The 20,690-nt window shown below is 66.6% G+C and carries 18 protein-coding genes; 10 read left to right on the plus strand and 8 right to left on the minus strand.

Annotated elements, in window-relative coordinates:
- Positions 1–3,102 (plus strand): efflux RND transporter permease subunit, encoded by a 3,102-nt coding sequence (locus tag MRBLST15_RS19810; RefSeq protein WP_367787526.1) that lies wholly within the window; start codon positions 1–3, stop codon positions 3,100–3,102.
- Between the two features lie 276 nt (positions 3,103–3,378).
- Here the strand turns inward: MRBLST15_RS19810 and MRBLST15_RS19815 are convergent, their stop codons facing one another.
- Positions 3,379–3,783, minus strand: a complete 405-nt coding sequence (locus MRBLST15_RS19815; protein WP_367787527.1) for a GFA family protein — start codon at positions 3,781–3,783, stop codon at positions 3,379–3,381.
- Between the two features lie 166 nt (positions 3,784–3,949).
- Here MRBLST15_RS19815 and MRBLST15_RS19820 point away from each other — a divergent pair, with 166 nt between their 5' ends.
- Together MRBLST15_RS19820 and MRBLST15_RS19825 are read left to right on the plus strand one after the other, a co-directional pair.
- Positions 3,950–4,927, plus strand: coding sequence for a DUF4105 domain-containing protein (locus MRBLST15_RS19820; RefSeq protein ID WP_367787577.1), 978 nt, complete (start codon positions 3,950–3,952; stop codon positions 4,925–4,927).
- A gap of 62 nt (positions 4,928–4,989) precedes the next feature.
- The gene (locus tag MRBLST15_RS19825; RefSeq protein ID WP_414716165.1) at positions 4,990–6,966 is read left to right on the plus strand and encodes an esterase/lipase family protein; all 1,977 of its coding nucleotides are present in this window, start codon (positions 4,990–4,992) and stop codon (positions 6,964–6,966) included.
- A gap of 45 nt (positions 6,967–7,011) precedes the next feature.
- Here MRBLST15_RS19825 and MRBLST15_RS19830 read toward each other — a convergent pair whose 3' ends face one another.
- Entirely contained in the window at positions 7,012–8,433 is a 1,422-nt protein-coding gene (locus MRBLST15_RS19830) for an MFS transporter (protein WP_367787531.1), read from the minus strand.
- A 29-nt stretch (positions 8,434–8,462) separates the two neighbouring features.
- On the opposite strand from MRBLST15_RS19830, the gene soxR reads away from it, so the two are divergent.
- Positions 8,463–8,897, plus strand: a complete 435-nt coding sequence (soxR, locus tag MRBLST15_RS19835) for a redox-sensitive transcriptional activator SoxR (protein ID WP_230109663.1) — start codon at positions 8,463–8,465, stop codon at positions 8,895–8,897.
- 37 nt (positions 8,898–8,934) lie between these two features.
- Here soxR and MRBLST15_RS19840 read toward each other — a convergent pair whose 3' ends face one another.
- Entirely contained in the window at positions 8,935–9,537 is a 603-nt protein-coding gene (locus MRBLST15_RS19840; RefSeq protein ID WP_165376438.1) for a short chain dehydrogenase, read from the minus strand.
- 98 nt (positions 9,538–9,635) lie between these two features.
- On the opposite strand from MRBLST15_RS19840, the gene MRBLST15_RS19845 reads away from it, so the two are divergent.
- Entirely contained in the window at positions 9,636–10,511 is an 876-nt protein-coding gene (locus MRBLST15_RS19845) for a LysR family transcriptional regulator (protein WP_312704701.1), read from the plus strand.
- Between the two features lie 55 nt (positions 10,512–10,566).
- Here MRBLST15_RS19845 and proC read toward each other — a convergent pair whose 3' ends face one another.
- Together proC and MRBLST15_RS19855 are read right to left on the minus strand one after the other, a co-directional pair.
- The gene (gene proC, locus MRBLST15_RS19850; protein ID WP_265954696.1) at positions 10,567–11,388 is read right to left on the minus strand and encodes a pyrroline-5-carboxylate reductase; all 822 of its coding nucleotides are present in this window, start codon (positions 11,386–11,388) and stop codon (positions 10,567–10,569) included.
- Positions 11,389–11,404: 16 nt separating this feature from the next.
- On the minus strand, positions 11,405–12,082 hold the full coding sequence (locus MRBLST15_RS19855; RefSeq protein WP_100465689.1) for a YggS family pyridoxal phosphate-dependent enzyme: 678 nt from the start codon (positions 12,080–12,082) through the stop codon (positions 11,405–11,407).
- 87 nt (positions 12,083–12,169) lie between these two features.
- Here MRBLST15_RS19855 and MRBLST15_RS19860 point away from each other — a divergent pair, with 87 nt between their 5' ends.
- The 3 genes from MRBLST15_RS19860 (at position 12,170) to MRBLST15_RS19870 (ending at position 15,576) form a co-directional block, all read left to right on the plus strand.
- Positions 12,170–13,207 (plus strand): type IV pilus twitching motility protein PilT, encoded by a 1,038-nt coding sequence (locus MRBLST15_RS19860; protein WP_004147099.1) that lies wholly within the window; start codon positions 12,170–12,172, stop codon positions 13,205–13,207.
- 79 nt (positions 13,208–13,286) lie between these two features.
- Entirely contained in the window at positions 13,287–14,450 is a 1,164-nt protein-coding gene (locus tag MRBLST15_RS19865) for a PilT/PilU family type 4a pilus ATPase (RefSeq protein WP_312704703.1), read from the plus strand.
- A gap of 142 nt (positions 14,451–14,592) precedes the next feature.
- Positions 14,593–15,576: an aldo/keto reductase gene (locus tag MRBLST15_RS19870; protein WP_100463493.1), complete on the plus strand. Its 984-nt coding sequence runs from the start codon at positions 14,593–14,595 to the stop codon at positions 15,574–15,576.
- A 49-nt stretch (positions 15,577–15,625) separates the two neighbouring features.
- On the opposite strand, the gene MRBLST15_RS19875 is transcribed toward MRBLST15_RS19870, so the two are convergent.
- Positions 15,626–16,525, minus strand: a complete 900-nt coding sequence (locus tag MRBLST15_RS19875; RefSeq protein ID WP_367787537.1) for a LysR substrate-binding domain-containing protein — start codon at positions 16,523–16,525, stop codon at positions 15,626–15,628.
- Positions 16,526–16,950: 425 nt separating this feature from the next.
- Between MRBLST15_RS19875 and MRBLST15_RS19880 the strand changes: the two genes are divergently transcribed.
- A complete protein-coding gene (locus tag MRBLST15_RS19880; RefSeq protein WP_312704542.1) occupies positions 16,951–17,163 on the plus strand; it encodes a DUF4287 domain-containing protein in 213 nt (70 codons plus the stop codon).
- Between the two features lie 408 nt (positions 17,164–17,571).
- Positions 17,572–18,279, plus strand: a complete 708-nt coding sequence (locus MRBLST15_RS19885; RefSeq protein WP_099819252.1) for a YitT family protein — start codon at positions 17,572–17,574, stop codon at positions 18,277–18,279.
- A gap of 33 nt (positions 18,280–18,312) precedes the next feature.
- Here the strand turns inward: MRBLST15_RS19885 and MRBLST15_RS19890 are convergent, their stop codons facing one another.
- Positions 18,313–18,858 carry a DNA-3-methyladenine glycosylase I gene (locus tag MRBLST15_RS19890; protein ID WP_312704541.1) on the minus strand — a complete coding sequence of 182 codons (546 nt, stop codon included), beginning with the start codon at positions 18,856–18,858 and terminating at the stop codon, positions 18,313–18,315.
- Positions 18,855–20,666: a DUF4153 domain-containing protein gene (locus tag MRBLST15_RS19895; RefSeq protein WP_367787540.1), complete on the minus strand. Its 1,812-nt coding sequence runs from the start codon at positions 20,664–20,666 to the stop codon at positions 18,855–18,857. The genes MRBLST15_RS19890 and MRBLST15_RS19895 overlap by 4 nt, the downstream gene beginning before the upstream one ends.
- Positions 20,667–20,690 lie beyond the last annotated feature (24 nt).

The raw sequence follows: 20,690 nt of genomic DNA on the forward strand, positions 1-20,690 counted from the left end.
ATGCTGCCGCGCTTCTTCATCCACCGCCCCGTATTCGCCTGGGTATTGGCGATCTGCATCATGGCGTTCGGCACGATTGCGGTGACCCAGTTGCCGGTCGAGCAGTATCCGGACATCGCACCGCCGCAGGTCAACATCACCGCCAACTACACCGGCGCGTCTGCACAGACGGTGGAAGACAGCGTCACCCAGGTGATCGAACAGCAGATCAAGGGCATCGACCACCTGCTGTATTTTTCTTCCACCAGTTCATCTTCAGGGCAGGCGAGGATCACGGTCACCTTCGACCAGAGCGCCAACCCCGATATCGCCCAGGTGCAGGTGCAGAACAGCGTCAACCAGGCCATCAACCGGCTGCCGCAGGAAGTACAGCAGCAGGGCGTGACCGTGGCCAAGTCGCAGGGCGACTCGTTGATGGTGGTTTCGCTGTACGACACCAGCCGGCGCATGGAGCGGGTGGACGTTTCCGACTTCCTGGTCAGCAACGTGCAGGATCCGATCAGCCGCATTGCCGGCGTCGGCGAGATCAACGTGTTCGGTTCGGCCTATGCGATGCGGGTGTGGCTGGATCCGCACAAGCTGCGTGCCTACGACCTGATGCCGTCGGATGTGCGCAGTGCGATCCAGGCGCAGAACACCCAGGTCACGGCCGGTGAACTGGGGGCGCTGCCATCCAGTGCGACGCAGAGCCTCAATGCCACCGTCACCGCGCAGTCGCGCCTGCAGACCCCGGAACAGTTCCGCGCGATCATCCTGCGCACGCTGCCCAGCGGCGCGGCAGTGCACCTGGGCGATGTGGCGCGGGTCGAGATCGGCGCGGAGAATTACCAGACCAGCAGCTACCTCAATGGCTATCCGGCCGCAGGTTTCTCGGTGACCCTGGCCTCCGGCGCCAACGCGCTGGCCACCGCTGATGCAGTGCGCGCGGAGCTTGAGCGGCTGCGGCCTACGTTCCCGCCCGGGCTGCAGGTCGCCTATCCACGCGACAGCACGCCGTTCGTACGGGTCTCCATCGAAGGGGTCATCCACACCCTGATCGAGGCGATCGTGCTGGTGGTGGTGGTGATGTTCCTGTTCCTGCAGAACGTGCGCGCCACGCTGATTCCGGCGATCACGGTGCCGGTGGTGCTGCTGGGTACTTTCGGCGTCCTCGCGGTGGCCGGCTTCACCATCAACACGCTGACGCTGTTTGCGATGGTGCTGGCGATAGGCCTGCTGGTCGATGATGCGATCGTGGTGGTGGAGAACGTGGAGCGAATCATCCACGACGAGCATCTACCGCCGCGCGAGGCGACCGAGAAGTCGATGGGCGAGATCACCGGTGCGCTGATCGGTATCACCGTGGTGCTTGGCGCGGTGTTCCTGCCGATGGCGCTGTTCGGTGGTTCCACCGGCATCATCTACCGGCAGTTCTCGATCACCATTGCATCTGCCATGGCACTGTCGGCGCTGGTCGCGCTGACCCTGACCCCGGCGCTGTGCGCGACCCTGCTCAAGCCCTCGTCGGCGCAGAAACCACCGGGGCGCTTCTTTGCTGCGTTCAATCGCGGCGTCGAACGCAGCCAGTCGGCCTACCACGGCAAGCTGGGGGGCGTGGTGGCCCGTCCGCGGCGCTGGATGGCGTTCTACCTGCTGGTGGTGGTCGCTATGGGCGTGCTGTACGCACGTATGCCGACCGGCTTCCTGCCGGTGGAGGACCAGGGCCAGGTGACCTTCCAGTTCTCCACGCCGGAAGGCACGCCGATGGCACGCACCGAGGCGCTGGGCGAGCAGATCAGCCGCTACTTCATGGAGCACGAGAAGCAGAACCTGGACGTGGTGTTCGTGGTGGTCGGTCGCAACAATGCGGGTACCGGCCAGAACGCCGGGCAGGGCTTCCTGGCGCTCAAGCCGTGGGACGAGCGTAACGGCGAGAACACTGCGGCAGCGATCATCGCGCGTGCCAATGCCTATTTCCGCAAGCTGCCCGATGCAAAGGTCAATGTGCTCGCTCCGCCGGCCGTGCGTGGCCTGGGCCAGTCCAGCGGTTTCGAACTGTGGCTGCAGGACACCAGCGCGGCAGGTCGCGTGGCCTTGCAGGCGGCGCAGGAACAGCTGGTGCGCGCAGCCGGCGAGGATGACGGGCTGACCTCGGTGCGCTTGAACGGGCTGGGCGACAAGGCCGAGCTGCGGCTGGACATCGACCACGCCCAGGCCAGTGCGCTGGGTCTGGCCCAGGCCGACATCAATTCCACCTTGTCTGCCGCCTGGGGCGGCAGCTACATCAATGATTTCCTGGACCGTGGCCGGGTCAAGCGTGTCTACATGCAGGGCGACCAGCCCTACCGCAGCGTGCCCGAGGACATCGGCCAGTGGTATGTGCGCGGCGGCAACGGTCAGATGGCCTCGTTCGCCAGCTTTGCCAGCAGCCACTGGGCGCGTGGGCCGCAGCTGCAGCAGCGCTTCAACGGCCTGCCTGCCATGCAGATACAGGGCAGCGCCGCCGAAGGGCGCAGCTCGGGCGAAGCCATGCAGCGCATGCAGGCGCTGGTGGCCGATCAACCTGGCTTCGATCTGCAATGGAGCGGACTGTCCTACCAGGAGCAACTGGCCAGCAACCAGACCCTGTACCTGTATGCCGCATCGATCGCCTTCATCTTCCTGTGCCTGGCCGCGCTCTACGAGAGCTGGACGGTTCCGGTGGCGGTGGTGCTGGTGATCCCGCTGGGTGTGATCGGTACGGTGCTGGCGACGACGGCTGCGGGCTTCGTCAATGACATCTACTTCCAGGTGGGGTTGCTGACCACGATTGGACTGTCGGCAAAGAACGCGATCCTGATCGTGGAGTTCGCCGAAGCGCGCTACCGCGCCGGCAGTTCAGCGGTGGACGCGGCACTGCAGGGCGCGCGCCTGCGCCTGCGGCCGATCGTGATGACCTCGCTGGCCTTCGTGGCAGGTGTCATTCCGCTGGCGTTGGCCACCGGGGCCGGTGCGGTCAGTCGCCGTGAAATCGGCATGAGCGTGATCGGAGGCATGCTCTCGGGAACCGTACTGGCGGTGGTGCTGGTGCCGCTGTTCTTCGTGCTGGTACGGCGGCCGGGCAGGGCGCGGCCAGTGCACTGAGGGCAGGGCCGCCAGCTGTCATCGGTATGCCGCAGCGCCGTCACCCGGTCTTGGCCCGGGCGTCGGTAGGGTAGATCGTCCCCGTCCCCCACGGAGACCTGCCATGTGGTTGCTCGACCGACTCTGGCCCTCGCGCCCGGTGCTGCCTACCGAGACCCTTCCGCCTGCAGCGGACATGCCCGCGCGTCGAATGCCGTTGAAGCGTCCGTTGCGCGTCGGCCGGGCCAGCATGGCGCCGTGGCAGAAGGTCGCGCCGCCGCCCCGGCGCAGCCGCCACTAGCCGGTGCGATCAGAGGGGTGGTTGACCCCGTCGCTGACTGCAACGGTTCCCAGCGCGAACGGATCGATGCCTTCCAGGCAGGCCACGTTGTAGCCGTACTGGTCCGGGTTCGAGCGGCGGCGGTGGTGCGTGTAGATGCCACAGACGCCGCAGAAATAGTGTTCGGCCACGTGGGTGTTGAACTGGTACAGGCGCAGATGGTCCTGCCCGCGCACGACCTGCAGCCCGTCCCGCGCCACGCTGGCGGCGATGGCGCCGCGGCGCCGGCACATCGAACAGTCGCAGCGGCGCGGGTCGACGATGCCCTCGGGCAGGTCCAGCAGCAGCTCGACCGTGCCGCAATGACAGCTGGCCCGGTGCTTCGCCTGCACGGCGACGCCGGCCACGGTGGTGATGCCCATCTCTGCTCCCTGCGCGCCCTTTGGTGGGTGCCAGTATGCCCTCTGCCGCGCTTGCCTGAACCGGTTGTAGATGTCGCCGTGAGGCGGCTTGTGGCTAACTATGCCGCCCCGGGACCTCGACAGGACGCCAGTGAAAGCCGCAGGACGATGGATGACAGGATGTGTGATGGTGCTGCTGGCGCTGTGGGTGGCCGGTCTGTTGACCTACCAGATGCCCGGGCCGGGCTGGCTGGGCGTCACCGCGGCGGTGCTGTGGCTGCTGGCCGCTGCCTGGGCGGCCTGGCAGGTGGCGCGCGGCCGTGGCACGCGCAGGCTGTGGGCAGCCTTTGCCGGCGCTTTGGCGCTTGCCGGGCTGTGGTGGCTGCTGCTGACCCCGCGCCAGGACCGCGACTGGGCCGATGACGTGGCGCAGCGCCTGCACGTGCAATCCTTCGATGGCCGCCACGTGGTGCTGGACAACGTGCGCGATTTCACCTGGCGCACCGAGACCGACTACGACGCGCGCTGGGTGCGCCGCAGCTACGACCTGGACCAGCTGCGTTCGGCCGATCTGGTGCTGTCGTACTGGATGGGCCCGGCGATCGCCCACACCCTGGTCTCGTTCGGATTCGAGGACGGGCGCCACCTGGTGTTCTCACTGGAAATCCGCAAGGAGCGCGGTGAATCGTTCTCGGCGCTGGGCGGCTTCTTCCGCAAGTTCGAGATGACGCTGGTCGCCTCCGAGGAAACCGACATCATCCGCACCCGTACCAACGCGCGCGGTGAGGATGTCTATCTGTACCGCCTGCATGGCATGGACCGCAACCAGTTGAAGACCCTGTTCGCTGCCTACATCGACCAGGCACGCCAGCTTGATGCCAAGCCCGGCTTCTACAACACCCTGACCAGCAACTGCACCACGATCGTCTTTGATCTGGCGCGGCATATCGCCCCGCGCCTGCCGCTGGACTACCGGCTGCTGGCCTCGGGCTACCTGGCCGAGTACGCGCAGGAGGTGGGCGCGCTCACGCCTGGCGTGCCGTACGCCGAACTGCATGCCAAGGGCCGCATCACCGAGCGCGCGCTGAAGATGGCCCCCGACGATGATTTCTCCACCGTGATCCGCCAGGGCATCCCCGGCACCGAGCAGGACCCGCAGCAATGACCCCGATGATCCTGTTCCGCTGGCAGCGCGTGCTGCCGGCGCTGTTGGCTGCCTTCCTGCTGATGGGGGGCAGCGGCTGCGCGATGGTCACCGTCAAGCAGGTGGCGTCCAGCGATTACCTGGTCAACAAGCGTGCCGACGTGCTCAACACCGGCAAGCTCAGCCCCGCCTCGCGCGAGACGCTGAGTGCGGCCGGACTGGACGAATCGCAGTGCGAGAAGGACTTCCTGGTCTGCCGCAGTACACTGTTGATGACCGATGACCTCAACGTCGAACAGCGCTTGTCGACGCTGTCCGAGCTGTGGGTGAAGGCCGCTCTGGCAATGACGCCGAAGAAGCAGGCGGCCAACGAGCCGCCGATGAGCGATGCGGCGCTGGATGCGTGGCTGGAGGCGGCGCGCTATGGCTACGCCTATCTGTTCTACAGCGGACGCTCACCCTCCGATCGCGCATTCGAGGACCGGCAGACGCAGGTGCGCGATTACTACAACTACGCTGCCGAGAAGGCCGCCGTGGTGTTGTTCGCGCGCGCTCGTGCCGCCGCATTGGCCGGCGAGGACTACACCAAGCCGGTGTCGGCGGGCAGCTGGACGCTGGCGTCCGATTTCCAGCGGCTGTCGCTGAAGAGCATCCCCAAGCAGCTGGTGCCGGCAGGCACCGTCAGTTTCGTGGGCATGCGCAGCACTTATCGCCGCGATGGTTTCGGCGCCGAGCTGGTGATGGTGATGGACCCGCCGAAGCTGGTGGTGCCGGCGGTCGCCGCGGAAGGGGCCAAGGCCGAAACGGCACAGGCGCAGGCCACGAAGGACGACCAGGAAGACGGCACCCGCCGTGGACGACGCCACCAGCACGACGATTCGGTGCCCGAGTACAGCGAGATGTCCTCGATCAACGTCACCGCATTGCTGCGTTTTGAAGGCAACACGCTGGAAGACGTGATGCGCACCCGCCAGGTGCTGCTGGATGGCTATTCGCCGGAGGCGACCGAGCGCATCAGCCTGCATGGCGAAGAGGTGCCGCTGGCGGGCAACTTCACTGCCGCCTACGGCCTGTGGCTGGCGCAGAGCGGGTTCGCCACGCAGTCGCTGCGTACCCTGTTCGGCATGAGCGAGGGCATCGGCGAGCCGCACATCTACCTGATGCAGCCGTGGGATCCGAACCGCCGCATCATCTTCATGCTGCATGGCCTGGGCAGCAGCCCGGAAGCGTGGGTGAACCTGGCCAACGAGATCATGGGTGACCCCGAACTGCGCCAGCAGTTCCAGGTGTGGCAGGTGTACTACCCGACCAATGCGCCGATCGCGCTGAACCGCTATGAGATCGCCAACGCATTCAACGACACGTTGAAGCACTTCGACCCGAACGGCAGCACGCGTGCCTCCAAGGACATGGTCTATATCGGCCACAGCATGGGCGGCGTGCTGGCGCGGCTGCTGGTCAGCGACTCGGGCGACGTGCTGTGGAACGATCTGCTGGCCAACTATGACCTGAAGGGCGAACGCCTGAAGCGGGTGCAGTCCAAGCTCGGTCCGCTGCTGCACTTCAAGGCCGAACCGAACGTGGAGCGAGCGATCTTCATCGCGGCCCCGCACCAGGGCACGGACATCGCCGGTAACAAGGTCGGTCGCCTGATCGGCCGCCTGGTTCGCCTGCCGCTGACCATCCTCGGCAAGTTCGAGGATGTGTTCCTGGCGCTGGCGCAGGCCGAGCAGCAGGTGGATGGCACGGCCAAGCCGAAGATCCCCAACAGCATCGACAACCTCAAGGCCAGCGACCCGTTCGTGAAAGCCGCTGCACAGCTGCCGATCACGCCGGGCCTGAAGTACCACTCGATCATCGCCCAGCGCAAGCCGGAACTGCCGGTGGAGAAGTCCGATGATGGGCTGGTGCCGTACTGGAGTTCGCACCTGCCCGGCGCGCTGTCGGAGAAGGTGATCATTTCCGGTCACAGCGTGCAGGAAACCCCGCAGGCGGTGCTGGAAGTGCGCCGCATCCTGCACCAGGACATCGATGAAGTGGGCACGGTGGCGAAGCCCTGATCGCGGCGTCCGCCGGGCGCGCCCCGGCGGAACCTGCGTCTCCGTCTACACGCGACGTGCAATCACGGTGGCGAACGCGGCCAGGCCCAGGGTGATGGCCAAACACAGGATGTAACCGGTATGCGGGGCGCTTTCCACGAACAACGCGAACAGCGCGCCGGATACCGCCAGTGCGGTGGTCACCGACAGCGCTTCGCTCAACTGCAGGGCCGAGGTGTTCGCGCCTTGCTCGTGCGGCGGTGATAGTGACAACGTCAGCACCGACAGGCTGGCGTAGATCATGCCCATGCCGAAGCCGGTCAGCGTCCAGCCGACCAGTGCGACCGGCAGTGGTACCGCAGTGAACAGCACCGCCAGTGTCGCGGCGATGCCCACGGTCATCAGCGGCGTGCCCACGCGCAGCAGTTGCTGCCGAGACCAGCCGCGCTGCTGGTGACCCTGCAGCCACGAGCCAGTGAACCAGCCCAGTGCACCCAGGCTCAGCACGGCACCGGCCCAGCTGGGCGACAGCCCACGCTCGCGCTGCAGCAGCAGGGGCAGGTAGGCCTCGCAGGCGAAGAACGCGGCAGCGGCCACTCCGCGCAATGCGATCACGCTGGGCAGGCCGCGGCGCAGGCGCAGGGTGCCGGCGGGCAACAGTCGATGTACGCAGAACAACAGCGCCAGCATCGCCACGCCGATGCACACCAGTGCCGGCACGCCCTGTTGCTGCCCACCCAGATACAGCAGCAGGGCGGCGAGGGAGGCGCCGCTGGCCCAGCGCACGATATTGCTGCGGCCATCATCGGCAACATCCGTGGCTGCAGCCTGCATGCGCGCCAGCGCCGGTCGCAGCAGCAGGCCGGCCGGTATCGCCAGCAGCGGCACCGCCAGGAACACCCAGCGCCAGCCCAGATGCTGCACGATCACCCCGCTCAGTGCCGGGCCGATCATCGAGGGCACCACCCAACCGGCGGAGAACGCGGCGAATACCTTCGGCCGCAGATGTTCGGGATAGGTACGGCCGACCATCACGTACAGCGAGACCGAAATGGCACCGGCGCCGAGGCCCTGCAGCAGACGGCCGGCCACCAGCATGCCCATGCGCATCGCGAAGCCAGCCAGCAGCAGGCCCAGTACGAAGCAGGCCAGGCCCCACCACAACGGCCGTGCCGGCCCGTGGCGGTCGGCCCAGCGGCCGGCCAGGGTCATGCCGATCACGCTGGTGGCCAAGGTGCCACCGAAGGCCAGCGCATACAGGCGCAGGCCGTCCAATGCCTCGGCCACGGTGGGCATCGCGGCGGCTACCGCCAGCGCCTCGAAGGCATGCAGGGAGACCAGGGCGACCATGCCCACGGTGGTAGCGCGGTAGCGCGCGGACAGGATGGAGGAATCGACCGGATCGGCCGTGGCAGCGGGGGAGGGCATCGGGTTCCTGCGGGTGGCGGACGGGCCGCGCTTGTCATCTGGCGGCGATGGTAGCAGCATGCCACCTCAACCAAAGTTGAGGTCAATCGATGCTGGCACAGGACATGAGCGTCGGCGATGTCGCCCGCCGCAGTGGCGTGGCGGTCTCTGCGCTGCATTTCTACGAGCGCAAGGGGTTGATCAGCAGCCTGCGCACGTCGGGCAACCAGCGCCGCTACGCCCGCGACGTGCTGCGGCGGCTGGCGGTGATCCGCGTGGCGCAGCGCGTGGGCATGCCGCTGGAAGCGGTGGCGCGTGCGTTCGAGAGCCTGCCGCAGGGGCGGGCGCCGACCAAGGCCGACTGGGCCAAGCTGTCGGCACGCTGGCAGGTGGAGCTCGAAGAACGCATCCACATGCTGCAGCTGCTGCGTGACGAGCTGACCGGCTGCATCGGCTGCGGCTGCCTGTCACTGAAGCGTTGCCGCCTGGCCAACCCGGAGGACGTGCTCGGCGAACGCGGCGACGGCCCGATGCGCTGGGGCTGACCGTGCTGGTGGGTGCCGACCCTGGCCGGCACGCTCGTTACCAGACAGTGATGGTTTCGCCGCTCTGGATGCCTTCCACCGCGCGCTGGAATGCCAGCGCCGCGCGCTGTGCGGTTACTGCTTCAAAGCCGGGGAAGTACGGACCGTAGGCCTCCATCGATTCCACCAGCACGTTCGGGCTGACCACGTTGATGCGCAGCCCGCGCGGCAGCAGCTCCAGCGCCGCCGCGCGTACGAAACCTTCCAGTGCATGGTTGACGGCGGTGGCATTGGCACCATCGCGGATCGGCTGCGCGCTGACGATGCCACTGGTCAGGGTGATCGAGCCGCCCGCGTTGAGGTGGTGCTGCGCCGCCAGCGCAAGACGCACCTGGCCGAGCAGCTTGTCCTGCAGGCCGACGTTGAACTGCTCGGGTGTCATCTGCTGCAGGGGGCCGAAATGCAGCTTGCCGGTGGTGGAAATCACTGCATCGACCGGGCCGGTCTGCGCGAACAGCTCGCGCACGCTGGCGTCGTCGGTGAGGTCCACGCGCAGGCTGCCGCTGCGGCGGCCGGCTGCGAGGATGTCGTGCTGCTGGCCCAGGTGGCGGGCAACGGCCTGGCCGAGGGTGCCGCTGGCACCGACGAGAAGAATCTTCATGACAGCTCCTTGCGAGAGGGAATGGACGCAGTCTGCGCCGTCACTGGGTAGTTTGGTAATGGGCGTATCATTCGCATATTCCTAACCATCGGTTTGCAATGGACACTTTGCGCTGCATGCAGGCCTTCGTCGCCGTGGCCGAGCACGGCAGTTTTTCCGCTGCGGCCAGCCAGCTGCAGGTCTCGGCGGTGATGGTCGGCAAGTACATCCAGCAGCTGGAAGCGCATCTGGGCACCGCGCTGCTGCAGCGGAACACCCGGCGCCAACGACTGACCGAAGCCGGCAATGCCTATCTGGCCGGTTGCCGGCAGGTGCTGGAACAGGTGCAGCAAGCCGAGGCCGACGTGGCCGGGCTGCAGGTGCAGCCACGCGGGCTGTTGCGGGTCAGTGCGCCGACCACCTGGGGCAGTTGTGTCCTGGCGCCATTGCTGGCCGAGCTGCTGCGGGCACAGCCGCTGTTGAACATCGAGCTGGACCTGAGCAATCGCCGCATCGATCTGATCGAGGATGGCTTTGATGCAGCGATCCGCGTTGGCCCGCTGCCATCACAGGAACTGGTGGCGCGGCCGCTGCCGCCGTATGCGATGAGCCTGTGCGCATCACCGGCGTACCTGCGCCGCCGCGGCACGCCGCGCACGCCTGCCGATCTTGAAGGACATGATTGCCTGAGCCACCTGGCCTGGCGCGGTGGGCACGGCTGGCAGTTGGCCAATGGCGAACAGGTGGACTGGGAAGCGCGGCTGACCAGCAATGACGGTTACGCGCTGCGCGAAGCGGCCGTGGCGGGTGCGGGTCTGGTGCTGCAGCCGACTGCACTGCTTGCCGGTGAAATCGCGGCAGGACGATTGAAGCCACTGCTGCGCGACTCTCTGCCCGAGCCAAGGCCGATGCACCTGATCTATCTGCCCGACCGTCGCCCTCGACCGCGGCTGCAGTGTTTCGTCGATTTCGTCATGGCGAAGCTGGGAACGTAGGTCCACGCCGCGCGTGGATGACGGTGGGTGCCGACCGTTGGTCGGCACACCTGTTTCAATCATTGGCCGCTGACAATTCCTGCCCGCGCACCTGCGCCGCACGCAGGGCCTTTTCCACCAGCGCTTCAAACCCGCCGGCCTGGAAGTTCTCGATCGCCGCCTGCGTGGTGCCGTTCGGCGAGGTCACCCGGCGACGCAGTTCGGCGGGGCTTTCACCCGCTTCGTCCAGCATGCGCGAAGCGCCCAGCAGCGTCTGCACCACCAGCGTGCGCGCCGCCTCTGCGGGCAGGCCCTGTGCGATCCCCGCCGCTTCCATCGCTTCTGCCAGCAGGAACACATAGGCCGGGCCACTGCCGGATACGGCGGTGACCGAATCCATCTGCGCTTCGTCGTCAATCCACACCGTGCGTCCAGCGCTGGCCAGAACCCGTTCGGCCTGCGCATGCTGCTGCGCATCCACCGACGGCGTTGCATACAGGCCGGTAACCCCGGCACCGAGCAGGGCCGGGGTGTTGGGCATCGCGCGCACCACCGGCAGGGAGCCCCCCAGCCAGCGCTGCAGCTGCGGGCTGGTGATGCCGGCGGCGATCGAAATCACCAAGGGTTTCTGCGCCTGCGCCAGCCCCTGCAGTGACTGGCAGACATCGCGCAGCACCTGCGGCTTCACCGCCAGCAGCCACGTATCGCCCTGTGCCGCCGCGTCGGTCGCGTTGTCATGCGTCTGCACGCCGAAATCGGCAGCGAGTGCTTCTCGCAGTTCGGCCACCGGTTCGGCCACGTGGATGTGCGCGGCCGGCATGCCCTGCCGGATCAGGCCGGCGATCAGGCTGCGGGCCATGTTGCCGCCGCCGATGAAGGTGATGGAATCAGCTGCCATGGGAATCTCCTTGGAATCAGGCCGGGCGCGGACGCGCGCCAAACAGGGCGGTGCCGATGCGTACCAGGGTGGCACCTTCGGCAATGGCTTCAGCGTAGTCGCTGCTCATGCCCATCGACAGGGTGTCCACCTGCGGATGACGGGCGGCCAGCGCCTCGAAAAGTGTGCGCATGCGCACGAACGCATCGCGCCGGCGCTCGGCCTCGGGCCACGGCGCAGGAATCGCCATCAGGCCGCGCAACCGCAGATTGGGTTCGGCGGCGATGGCCGCGGCCAGCGCCTCCACGTCCTCCGGCACACAACCGTGCTTGCTCGATTCGTCGTCGATGTTGACCTGGATGAGCACGTTCAGCGGGCCGCGTTCAGCGGGGCGGTAGCGGGCCAGGGCGGTGACCAGCTTGGGCCGGTCCACGCTCTGCACCCAGTCGAAGTGCGTGGCGACCGGCTCGGCCTTGTTCGACTGCAGGTGGCCGATCAGATGCCATTCCAGGCCCAGCTGCTGCAGTTCCTGCATCTTGGCCAGCGCTTCCTGCACGTAGTTCTCGCCGAAGGCGGTCTGGCCCTGCGCGGCAAGGGCCGCGACAGCCTCGGCCGGCTGGGTCTTGGACACCGCCAGCAGGCGCGGCGGTGGCCGCCCGGCGGCATCGGCGGCGTTGTGCAGGTTGCTCAGGATCTGGGGCAGGGGAGTGGCCACGTAACGCGTTCCGTTCAATCAGGAGGCTATACTGCCGCCCGGGGAAAGATCCTTCCAGTCGAAGCCGTTATTGGGGAGTAGCCGCTCATGGATATCGCCGAGCTGTTGGCGTTTTCCGTAAAGAACAAAGCGTCCGACCTGCATCTGTCCGCAGGCCTGCCGCCGATGATCCGCGTGGACGGCGATGTTCGCCGGATCAACATTCCAGCCCTGGACCACAAGCAGGTCCACGCGCTGGTGTACGACATCATGTCCGACAAGCAGCGCCGCGATTACGAGGAATTCCTCGAAGTCGACTTCTCCTTCGAGATCCCGTCGCTGGCGCGCTTCCGTGTCAACGCGTTCAACCAGAACCGTGGCGCCGGTGCGGTGTTCCGTACCATTCCGTCCGAAGTGCTGACCCTGGAAGACCTGGCCTGCCCGCCGCTGTTCCGCGAGGTGATCCAGCAGCCGCAGGGCCTGATCCTGGTAACCGGCCCGACCGGTTCGGGCAAGTCGACCACGCTGGCGGCGATGATCGACTACATCAACAAGAACGAATACGGGCATATCCTCACCGTCGAGGATCCGATCGAATTCGTGCACACCTCGCAGAAGTGCCTGATCAACCAGCGCGAAGTGCATCGCGATACGCACGGCTTCAACGAGGCGCTGCGCTCGGCGCTGCGTGAGGACCCGGACATCATCCTGGTCGGCGAACTGCGTGACCTGGAAACCATCCGCCTGGCGCTGACCGCCGCGGAAACCGGCCACCTGGTGTTCGGCACCCTGCATACCAGTTCGGCAGCCAAGACCATCGACCGCATCATCGACGTGTTCCCGGCCGGCGAAAAGCCGATGGTGCGCTCGATGCTGTCCGAATCGCTGCGCGCGGTCATTTCGCAGGCGCTGCTGAAGAAGGTTGGTGGTGGTCGTACCGCCGCCTGGGAAATCATGGTCGGCACCCCGGCCATCCGCAACCTGATCCGCGAGGACAAGGTGGCGCAGATGTATTCGGCCATCCAGACCGGCCAGCAGTACGGCATGATGACCCTGGACCAGCACCTGCAGGACCTGGTCAAGCGCAGCCTGATCACCCGCAACCAGGCCCGCGAATACGCCAAGGACAAGCGTCTGTTCGAGTAAGGCGGGGCAATGGCGGGGCAGGGCGCAGCACTACGCCGCCGGCCCCGCGCTGTTTCCTCCACCGATCGATTCCTGGTACATGCCCCATTGGGAGCCCGCCGTGAACACCACCGCGTCCACCATTGATTTCACTTCGTTCCTCAAGCTGATGGCGCACCAGCGCGCCTCGGACCTGTTCATCACCGCTGGCATGCCGCCGGCGATCAAGGTCAACGGCAAGATCTCGCCGATCACCCAGACCCCGCTGACGCCGCAGCAGAGCCGCGACCTGGTGCTGAACGTGATGACGCCGGCGCAGCGAGAGGAATTCGAAAAGACCCACGAATGCAACTTCGCCATCGGCCTGTCCGGTGTCGGCCGCTTCCGTGTGAGCTGCTTCTACCAGCGCAACCAGGTCGGCATGGTGCTGCGTCGCATCGAGACGCGCATCCCGACCGTGGAAGAGCTGAGCCTGCCGCCGATCATCAAGACGCTGGCGATGACCAAGCGCGGCATCATCCTGTTCGTCGGCGCTACCGGTACCGGTAAATCCACGTCGCTGGCAGCGATGATCGGCTACCGCAACCAGAATTCGACCGGGCACATCATCACCATCGAAGACCCGATCGAATTCGTGCACAAGCACGAGGGCTGCATCATCACCCAGCGCGAAGTCGGCATCGATACCGACAGCTGGGAAGCCGCGCTGAAGAACACCCTGCGCCAGGCGCCGGACGTGATCATGATCGGCGAGGTGCGTACCCGTGAGGGCATGGACCACGCCATCGCCTTCGCCGAAACCGGTCACCTGGTGCTGTGCACGCTGCACGCCAACAATGCCAACCAGGCGATGGACCGCATCGTCAACTTCTTCCCGGAAGATCGCCGCAACCAGCTGCTGATGGATCTGTCGCTGAACCTCAAGGGCGTGGTCGCGCAGCAGTTGATTCCGTCGCCGGATGGCCGCTCGCGCAAGGTCGCGATGGAGATCCTGCTGGGCACGCCGCTGGTGCAGGACTACATCCGCGACGGCGAGATCCACAAGCTGAAGGAGCTGATGAAGGAATCGGTCCAGCTGGGCATGAAGACCTTCGACCAGAGCCTGTTCGAGCTGTACCAGGCCGGTGAGATCAGCTACGAGGACGCACTGCGCTACGCCGATTCGCAGAACGAAGTGCGCCTGCGCATCAAGCTCAGCCAGGGCGGCGATGCCCGCACCCTGTCACAGGGGCTGGACGGGGTGGAGATTTCAGAGGTCCGGTAAGCAAGGCGCCGGTCACCGGCGCCAGTGAGATGGATGGCAGGTCGGCATTCATGAAATCCAGTCATGACCGACTGCCATCCAGGTCATTCAATCCGCCGGTCCTGCAGGCGTATCGTCATCGCTCCCCTACTGGAGCACGACGATGCAGACACGTGAACTCGGCCGCAGCGGCCTGAAAGTCTCCGCCCTGGGCCTGGGCTGCATGGGCCTGAGCCACGGCTACGGTCCCGCCGTCGAGCAGAGCCAAGGCATCGCCCTGCTGCATGCGGCGGTCGAACGCGGCGTGACCTTCTTCGACACCGCCGAAGTCTATGGGCCGTATACCAACGAAGATCTGCTCGGCAAAGCGCTGGCGCCGCACCGCGACAAGCTGGTGATCGCCACCAAGTTCGGCTTCAAGGACGCACAGGTCGACACCGGCCTGGATAGTCGCCCGGAGAACATCCGCGCAGTGGCCGAAGCCAGCCTCAAGCGCCTGCGCACGGACCATATCGACCTGTTCTACCAGCACCGTGTGGATCCGAACGTGCCGATCGAGGACGTCGCCGGTACCGTGCGTGACCTGATCGCCGAGGGCAAGGTGCGCCACTTCGGTTTGTCCGAAGCCAGTGCCGCCACGGTGCGTCGTGCCCATGCCGTGCAACCGGTGGCTGCAGTGCAGAGCGAGTACTCGCTGTGGTGGCGCGAGCCGGAGCGCGAACTGCTGCCGGCGCTGCAGGAACTGGGCATCGGCTTCGTCCCGTTCAGTCCGCTGGGTCGCGGTTTCCTGACCGGCGCGATCAACGCCGACACGACCTTCGCCGACAACGACTTCCGCAACACCGTGCCGCGCTTTGAAGTGGAAGCGCGCCGGGCCAATCAAGCGCTGGTTGATCGCATCACCACGATCGCGGCGGCGCGCGGTGCCACCCCGGCACAGGTCGCGCTGGCCTGGCTGCTGGCGCAGGCGCCGTGGATCGTGCCGATTCCGGGTACGACCAAGATCCATCGCCTGGAAGAGAACCTGGCCGCCGCCGACCTGCAGTTGTCGCCGGCCGAGCTGGAGCGCATCGCGCAGACACTGCAGGAAATTGCCATCGTCGGCGAGCGCTACAACGCGCAGCGTGCGGCGCAGGCCAAGGGCTGATCGCGCTGGGTGCGTTCTGCGGTGGGTGCGGACCGTTGGTCCGCACCCCTCAATTCATCATCGGCCCGCGCAGCGCATCGAGTACGGTGCGCATCGCCACGGTGACATGCCGGCGCGACGGGTAGTACGCGTAGTAGCCGTCGAAGTGCGGGCACCAGTCATCCAGTGTTGATTGCAGCCGGCCCTCCTGCAGGGCCGCCTGCACCTGGTCCTCGGGCAGCCAGGCCAGGCCACTGCCGGCCAGTGCTGCCGCCCGCGTCATACCCATGGTGTTGAAGGTCCATTGGCCGGAGACACGGACACTCAGCTCGTTGCCATCCTGGCCGAAATCCCACGGCATCAGGCCGCCATGGGTGGGCAGGCGCAGGGTGATGCAGTTGTGCCCGGCCAGATCGTGCGGATGCACCGGCGCCACGTGCTGGTGGAAGTACGACGGCGCGCCCACCACACGCATGCGCAGCGGCGGGCTGATCGGCAACGCCACCATGTCGCGTGCCAGGCGCTCACCGAGACGGATGCCGATGTCGTAGCGCTCGGCGACGATGTCGGCCAGGCCGTAATCGGTGGTCAGCTCGACCTTCAGGTCCGGGTACTGCTGCAGCAGCGGCGCCAGCCTTGGCCAGGCGAGGTATTCAGCGGCGTGGCCGGTGGCATTGATGCGGATGGTGCCTGCGGGGCGTTCGCGGTACTCGGCCAGTGCGGCCAGTTCGTCTTCGATCTCGGCCAAGCGCGGGGCAAGGGTTTCCAGCAGGCGGGCACCGGCCTCGGTGGTGGCGACGCTGCGGGTGGTACGGGTCAGCAGGCGCACGCCCAGCCGTTCTTCCAGCCCACGCATGGCGTGGCTGAGGGCGGACTGGGAGACGCCCAGCTGGGCGGCGGCCTTGGTGAAGCTGCCTTCGCGGGCGACGTGGACGAAAGCTTGCAGGTCGTTGAGGTTTTCACGCGGCATGAGGGGGATGATACGGCCGGGCTGCGCCCGGCGCCCGCGGTAGTGCCGGCCGCTGGCCGGCAACCCCAACAGCAACAGCCGAAGCAAGAGCAAAAGCCGAAGCAACAGCAACATCGGTTTCCAGGGTTTGGCAGGGTGGGTCCGGTTGCGGGGGACGCCGTGAATACGTCCCTGTAGGCTTGGCCGCAGCATCCATGCCGCGGACACCCCCGCAACCGGACCCACCCCGCCTTCGACAGTTTCCCGCGATCTTTTGGAATGGCATGGCCTGCTCTTGGTGGGTGTCGACCTTGGTCGACACGTAGATCCACGCCATGCGTGGATAGGTGCCGGGCTGTGCCGGTGCTGGTTTGTAAATCCGCCATGTCGATTCGTGGTTCCGTGGTTCGTCGAATGGGTACTTTCCAGACAACAGGGAGCAGCACATGAGCAGCGACAGCAAACCCAAGGGCCCGGCGTCCTACTTTCCTTCCATTGAGAAGACCTACGGGCAGCCGGTCGCGCATTGGCTGGGGCTGTTGGCCAAACGGCCGGGGCTGAAGCACATGGAACTGGTCAGCGTCCTGAAATCCGAGCACGGGCTGGGCCATGGCCACGCAAACGCCCTGGTCGCACACCACCTCGCCACCCAGCGCTGAGACAACCGCTCCACCGAGCGCAGCGACCCGCTTCTGCTCTTCTTTTCTCTTTACGTGGCTGGACGCGCGCGGAAATTGTCTAAGGCCGGGCGGGTGGGCTGTGCAGGGGCGTGAGCCGCATGGGCCCGAGGCATGCCTCGGGCGGGTTGGGCAGGACGCTCAACCCCGGTCTTGCCGTGCGCGCGGGATAGCGCGCACGAGCAAGCGGCGACCGAGCTTACATGGACGTACTTGCAGCGCCCCCTGCACAGCCCACCCGCCCGGCCCACTGCCAGATTTGGGGGCAGTATGCCGCCCAGCCACGAGGGGCTGCGCCGTTCGCCGGAACTCCCAACTGAACGATTTCATCTGCAACTGTCATGCAGATCGTGTCTAATACCGCTCCCCACCCGTAGTGCCCCCACCTGTATGTCCCTCCAATCCCATGGCCCGGCGCCGTGCGACGACGCTGACGGCCACCTGGTCACCGCTGGCCCGCTCACCCCGCCGCCCGACGTTGCCGGCACCCCCGCCGATGAGAAGGCACTGCGCCACTCGGTCGCCGAGGACGTGCAGGGCATGGTGCTGGCGATGCTGGTGGCCTCGCTGGGCCTGGCCATCTTCGCCAAGGGCGGGCTGATGATCGGCGGCATGGCCGGCATGGCATTCCTGCTGCACTACGCCATGGGCTGGAACTTCGGCCTGGTGTTCGTGCTGGTCAATCTGCCGTTCTACTGGGTGGCCGTGCGCCGCATGGGCTGGGAATTCACCCTGAAGACGTTCGCGGCGGTCACCGCCTGTGGCCTGCTGACCGATATCCTGCCGCGCTGGGCCGATTTCTCGCATATCGCGCCGTTGTATTCGGCACTGGTCGGCGGTGCGCTGTCCGGCCTGGGCATCCTGTTCTTCATCCGCCATCGCGCCAGCCTCGGCGGCATCGGCATCCTCGCGGTGTACCTGCAGCGCACCCGTGGCTGGAGCGCCGGCAAGGTGCAGATGTCCTTTGATGCGTGCCTGATGGTGGCCGCATTCTTCGTGCTGTCGCCGTCGAAGGTGATGTACTCGGCCATCGGTGCGGTGGTGCTCAGCCTGGTGCTGATGTTCAACCACCGCCCGGGCCGCTACATGGGCGTCTGACGGCTCACGGGCACTGCCGGCCAGCGGCCGGCACTACCGGGGGGATGCCTGCACCCATGGTGGCGCCAGCTTCAGCAGCTTGGCGTGCACCGGGCAGTCCTCGGCATGCGCGCCCGGCAGGTAGCCCAGGCTCATCAGGAACTCGCCGGTGATCTCGCCGCCGGTGAAGCGGAACGTCTTCTTGAACAGCTTCACCCAGTCAGCCTTGCTGCGCGGGTGGTGCGCGTCCAGCCATGCGGCGAAGCTGCCGTGGCTCTGCCGCAGCTGCTGGATCACCTGTGCGTTGTGGATCGCCGCCAGCACCTTCAAGCGGTTGCGGATGATGCCCGGGTCCGACAGCAGACGCTCGATGTCCTGCTCGGCATAGGCGGCGACGCGATCGACGTCGAAAGCGTCATAGGCCGCGCGGAACCCCTCGCGCTTCTTCAGGATGGTTTCCCAGCTCAGGCCGGCCTGGTTGATTTCCAGCAGCAGGCGCTCGAACAGCTCGCGCTCATCGCGCTGCGGGAAACCATATTCGTTGGCGTGGTAGTACTCGTGCACCGGGTGGCCCGGGGCGATGCGGCAGTATCCGCTCATTGTGTGGCCGCCTCCGCGCGGTCTTCGCTGCGATCAATCTCCAACTGGCCCGCCGCGCCGTCAAGCAGCAGCGTGGGCCAGCGCGGCGGTTGCACGGTCAGGCGGCCATCGCGCAGGGCCTGTGGGGCCTCGTCCGAAGTGCGCTGGTCAACGTCCTGGAAGGAAATATCACCCTCCTTTCTCCAGCCAACCGGTTCACGCACGTGCAGCTGGCAGCGCGGACCGCTGTACAGACTGGTCATGCACAACAGCACTTCATCTTCGCCATCGCCGTCCAGGTCGCGACGCAGGGCGACACAGCGCTTGTCGCCGGTCTTGTCGGCGTCCAGGCAATCGCCCGCGCTCAAGCGCCGATCCAGTACTGCCTGCCACCAGTCATCGGCTGGCGATGCGGTGCCCTTGGCCAGCACGATCCGTGCCTTCAGGTCGGCCAGGTCGCGCACGCCATCGTCGATGTCGTTGTCCCAGCGCGACTCGCGCTTCTGCCGGGCCAGTGCCTGCACGATGATGCTGGACGCGCGGGTGTCGGCCGCCAACGACGGCGCCTTCTGCAGCGTGCGCAGCGCCTGCACGCCACGGCGGCCCAACTCGAAGCGCAGCTGGTTTGCCGCGTCCGCGGTCATCAATGCCGGATCGGCGCGCAGGCGCTTCATCTGGCTGGCCAGGGTGATGCGTACCGGGTCGATCACCGGGGAGATGGCCAGCAGTGCAGTGGCCAGCACGGTCCAGCACATCCAGCGGTTGACCGGCTCAAGCCGATGCAGCCAACGCCCCTGCCGGCGCAGTGCGGCGAAGGCGTAGCCGATGGCATAGCCGGCGATCAGCACCGCAACCGCGAAGCCCCAGAAGCGCGAGAGGGTCCAGCCGTACTGGCTGACCCGCAGGGCCATCGCGTACAACGCCAGACCGGCGTAGATCGGCAATGCCAGCAGACTGGCCTCGACCAGCCGGCGCAGCCAGGCCGGGTAGGGCGGGGTGCCGTCGTCGTGCTGGTAGACCGCGTTGGCAAGGCTGATCAGCAGCGCCGCCAGCACCAGCAGCAGGCTGGCGGCCGAGCGCGTAGCCCACAGCGGCGCCAGCCCGGTGAACGGCAGCGACAGCACGAACAGCACCGCGATGAACGACAGCAGCGGCAGCAGGCCGCGGCAGATCGCGAACAGCACCTGACGGGTGATCTGCATCGCGCGATGCTGGGTGCGCCCGATCAGCACGCCGAAGCCCGCCAGCATGCCGGTGGCCAGGGCGATGAAGGCGTCGCTGCCGAACAGCTCGTGGAAGAAGTCGACCTTGACCATCCGGAACAGCGCTGCCCACAACCACAGCAGCAGCCAGGTCAAGCCGGTGAACACCGCCGCCAGCACCAGCGTGAGACCGTTCTGCCACGCACGTTCGAACAGTGCGCCATAGTCGGCCCGCCAATGACCGGCGTGCAGGCGGAACTGCCACCAGGGCAGGGCAATGAACGTGGCAACCGCCAGGCAGACCGAGAGCGGAACCTGCAGCCCGGCCGCATACAGCGCGGTTTCTCCGCTCAGGTTCCAGGCGGCCCAGGCCGCCAGCGCAAGCACCAGCAGCGAGGCCAGCCCGGCGTGCAGCCACAGGCGCCAGGCCTTCAGATCAACCAGCGTCAAGGCCACCGCGGTGGGCACGGTCAGTACCCAGGCATACCAGCAGTAGCGCCAGCCGATGTCCCGGAACGGCCATTGATCGGCCAGTTCCTGGGCGGCGAAAAGCATCAGCCCCTGCAGCAATGCGATCAACACGATCATGCTGCGGGTGGGCCATGACAGCGTTGCGTCCTGCTGCATCCGGTCGTCCTCCTTGCAAGAGCG

The sequence above is a fragment of the Stenotrophomonas sp. LST15-1-1.1 genome (assembly GCF_040815575.1).
Lineage (GTDB): Bacteria > Pseudomonadota > Gammaproteobacteria > Xanthomonadales > Xanthomonadaceae > Stenotrophomonas > Stenotrophomonas lactitubi_B.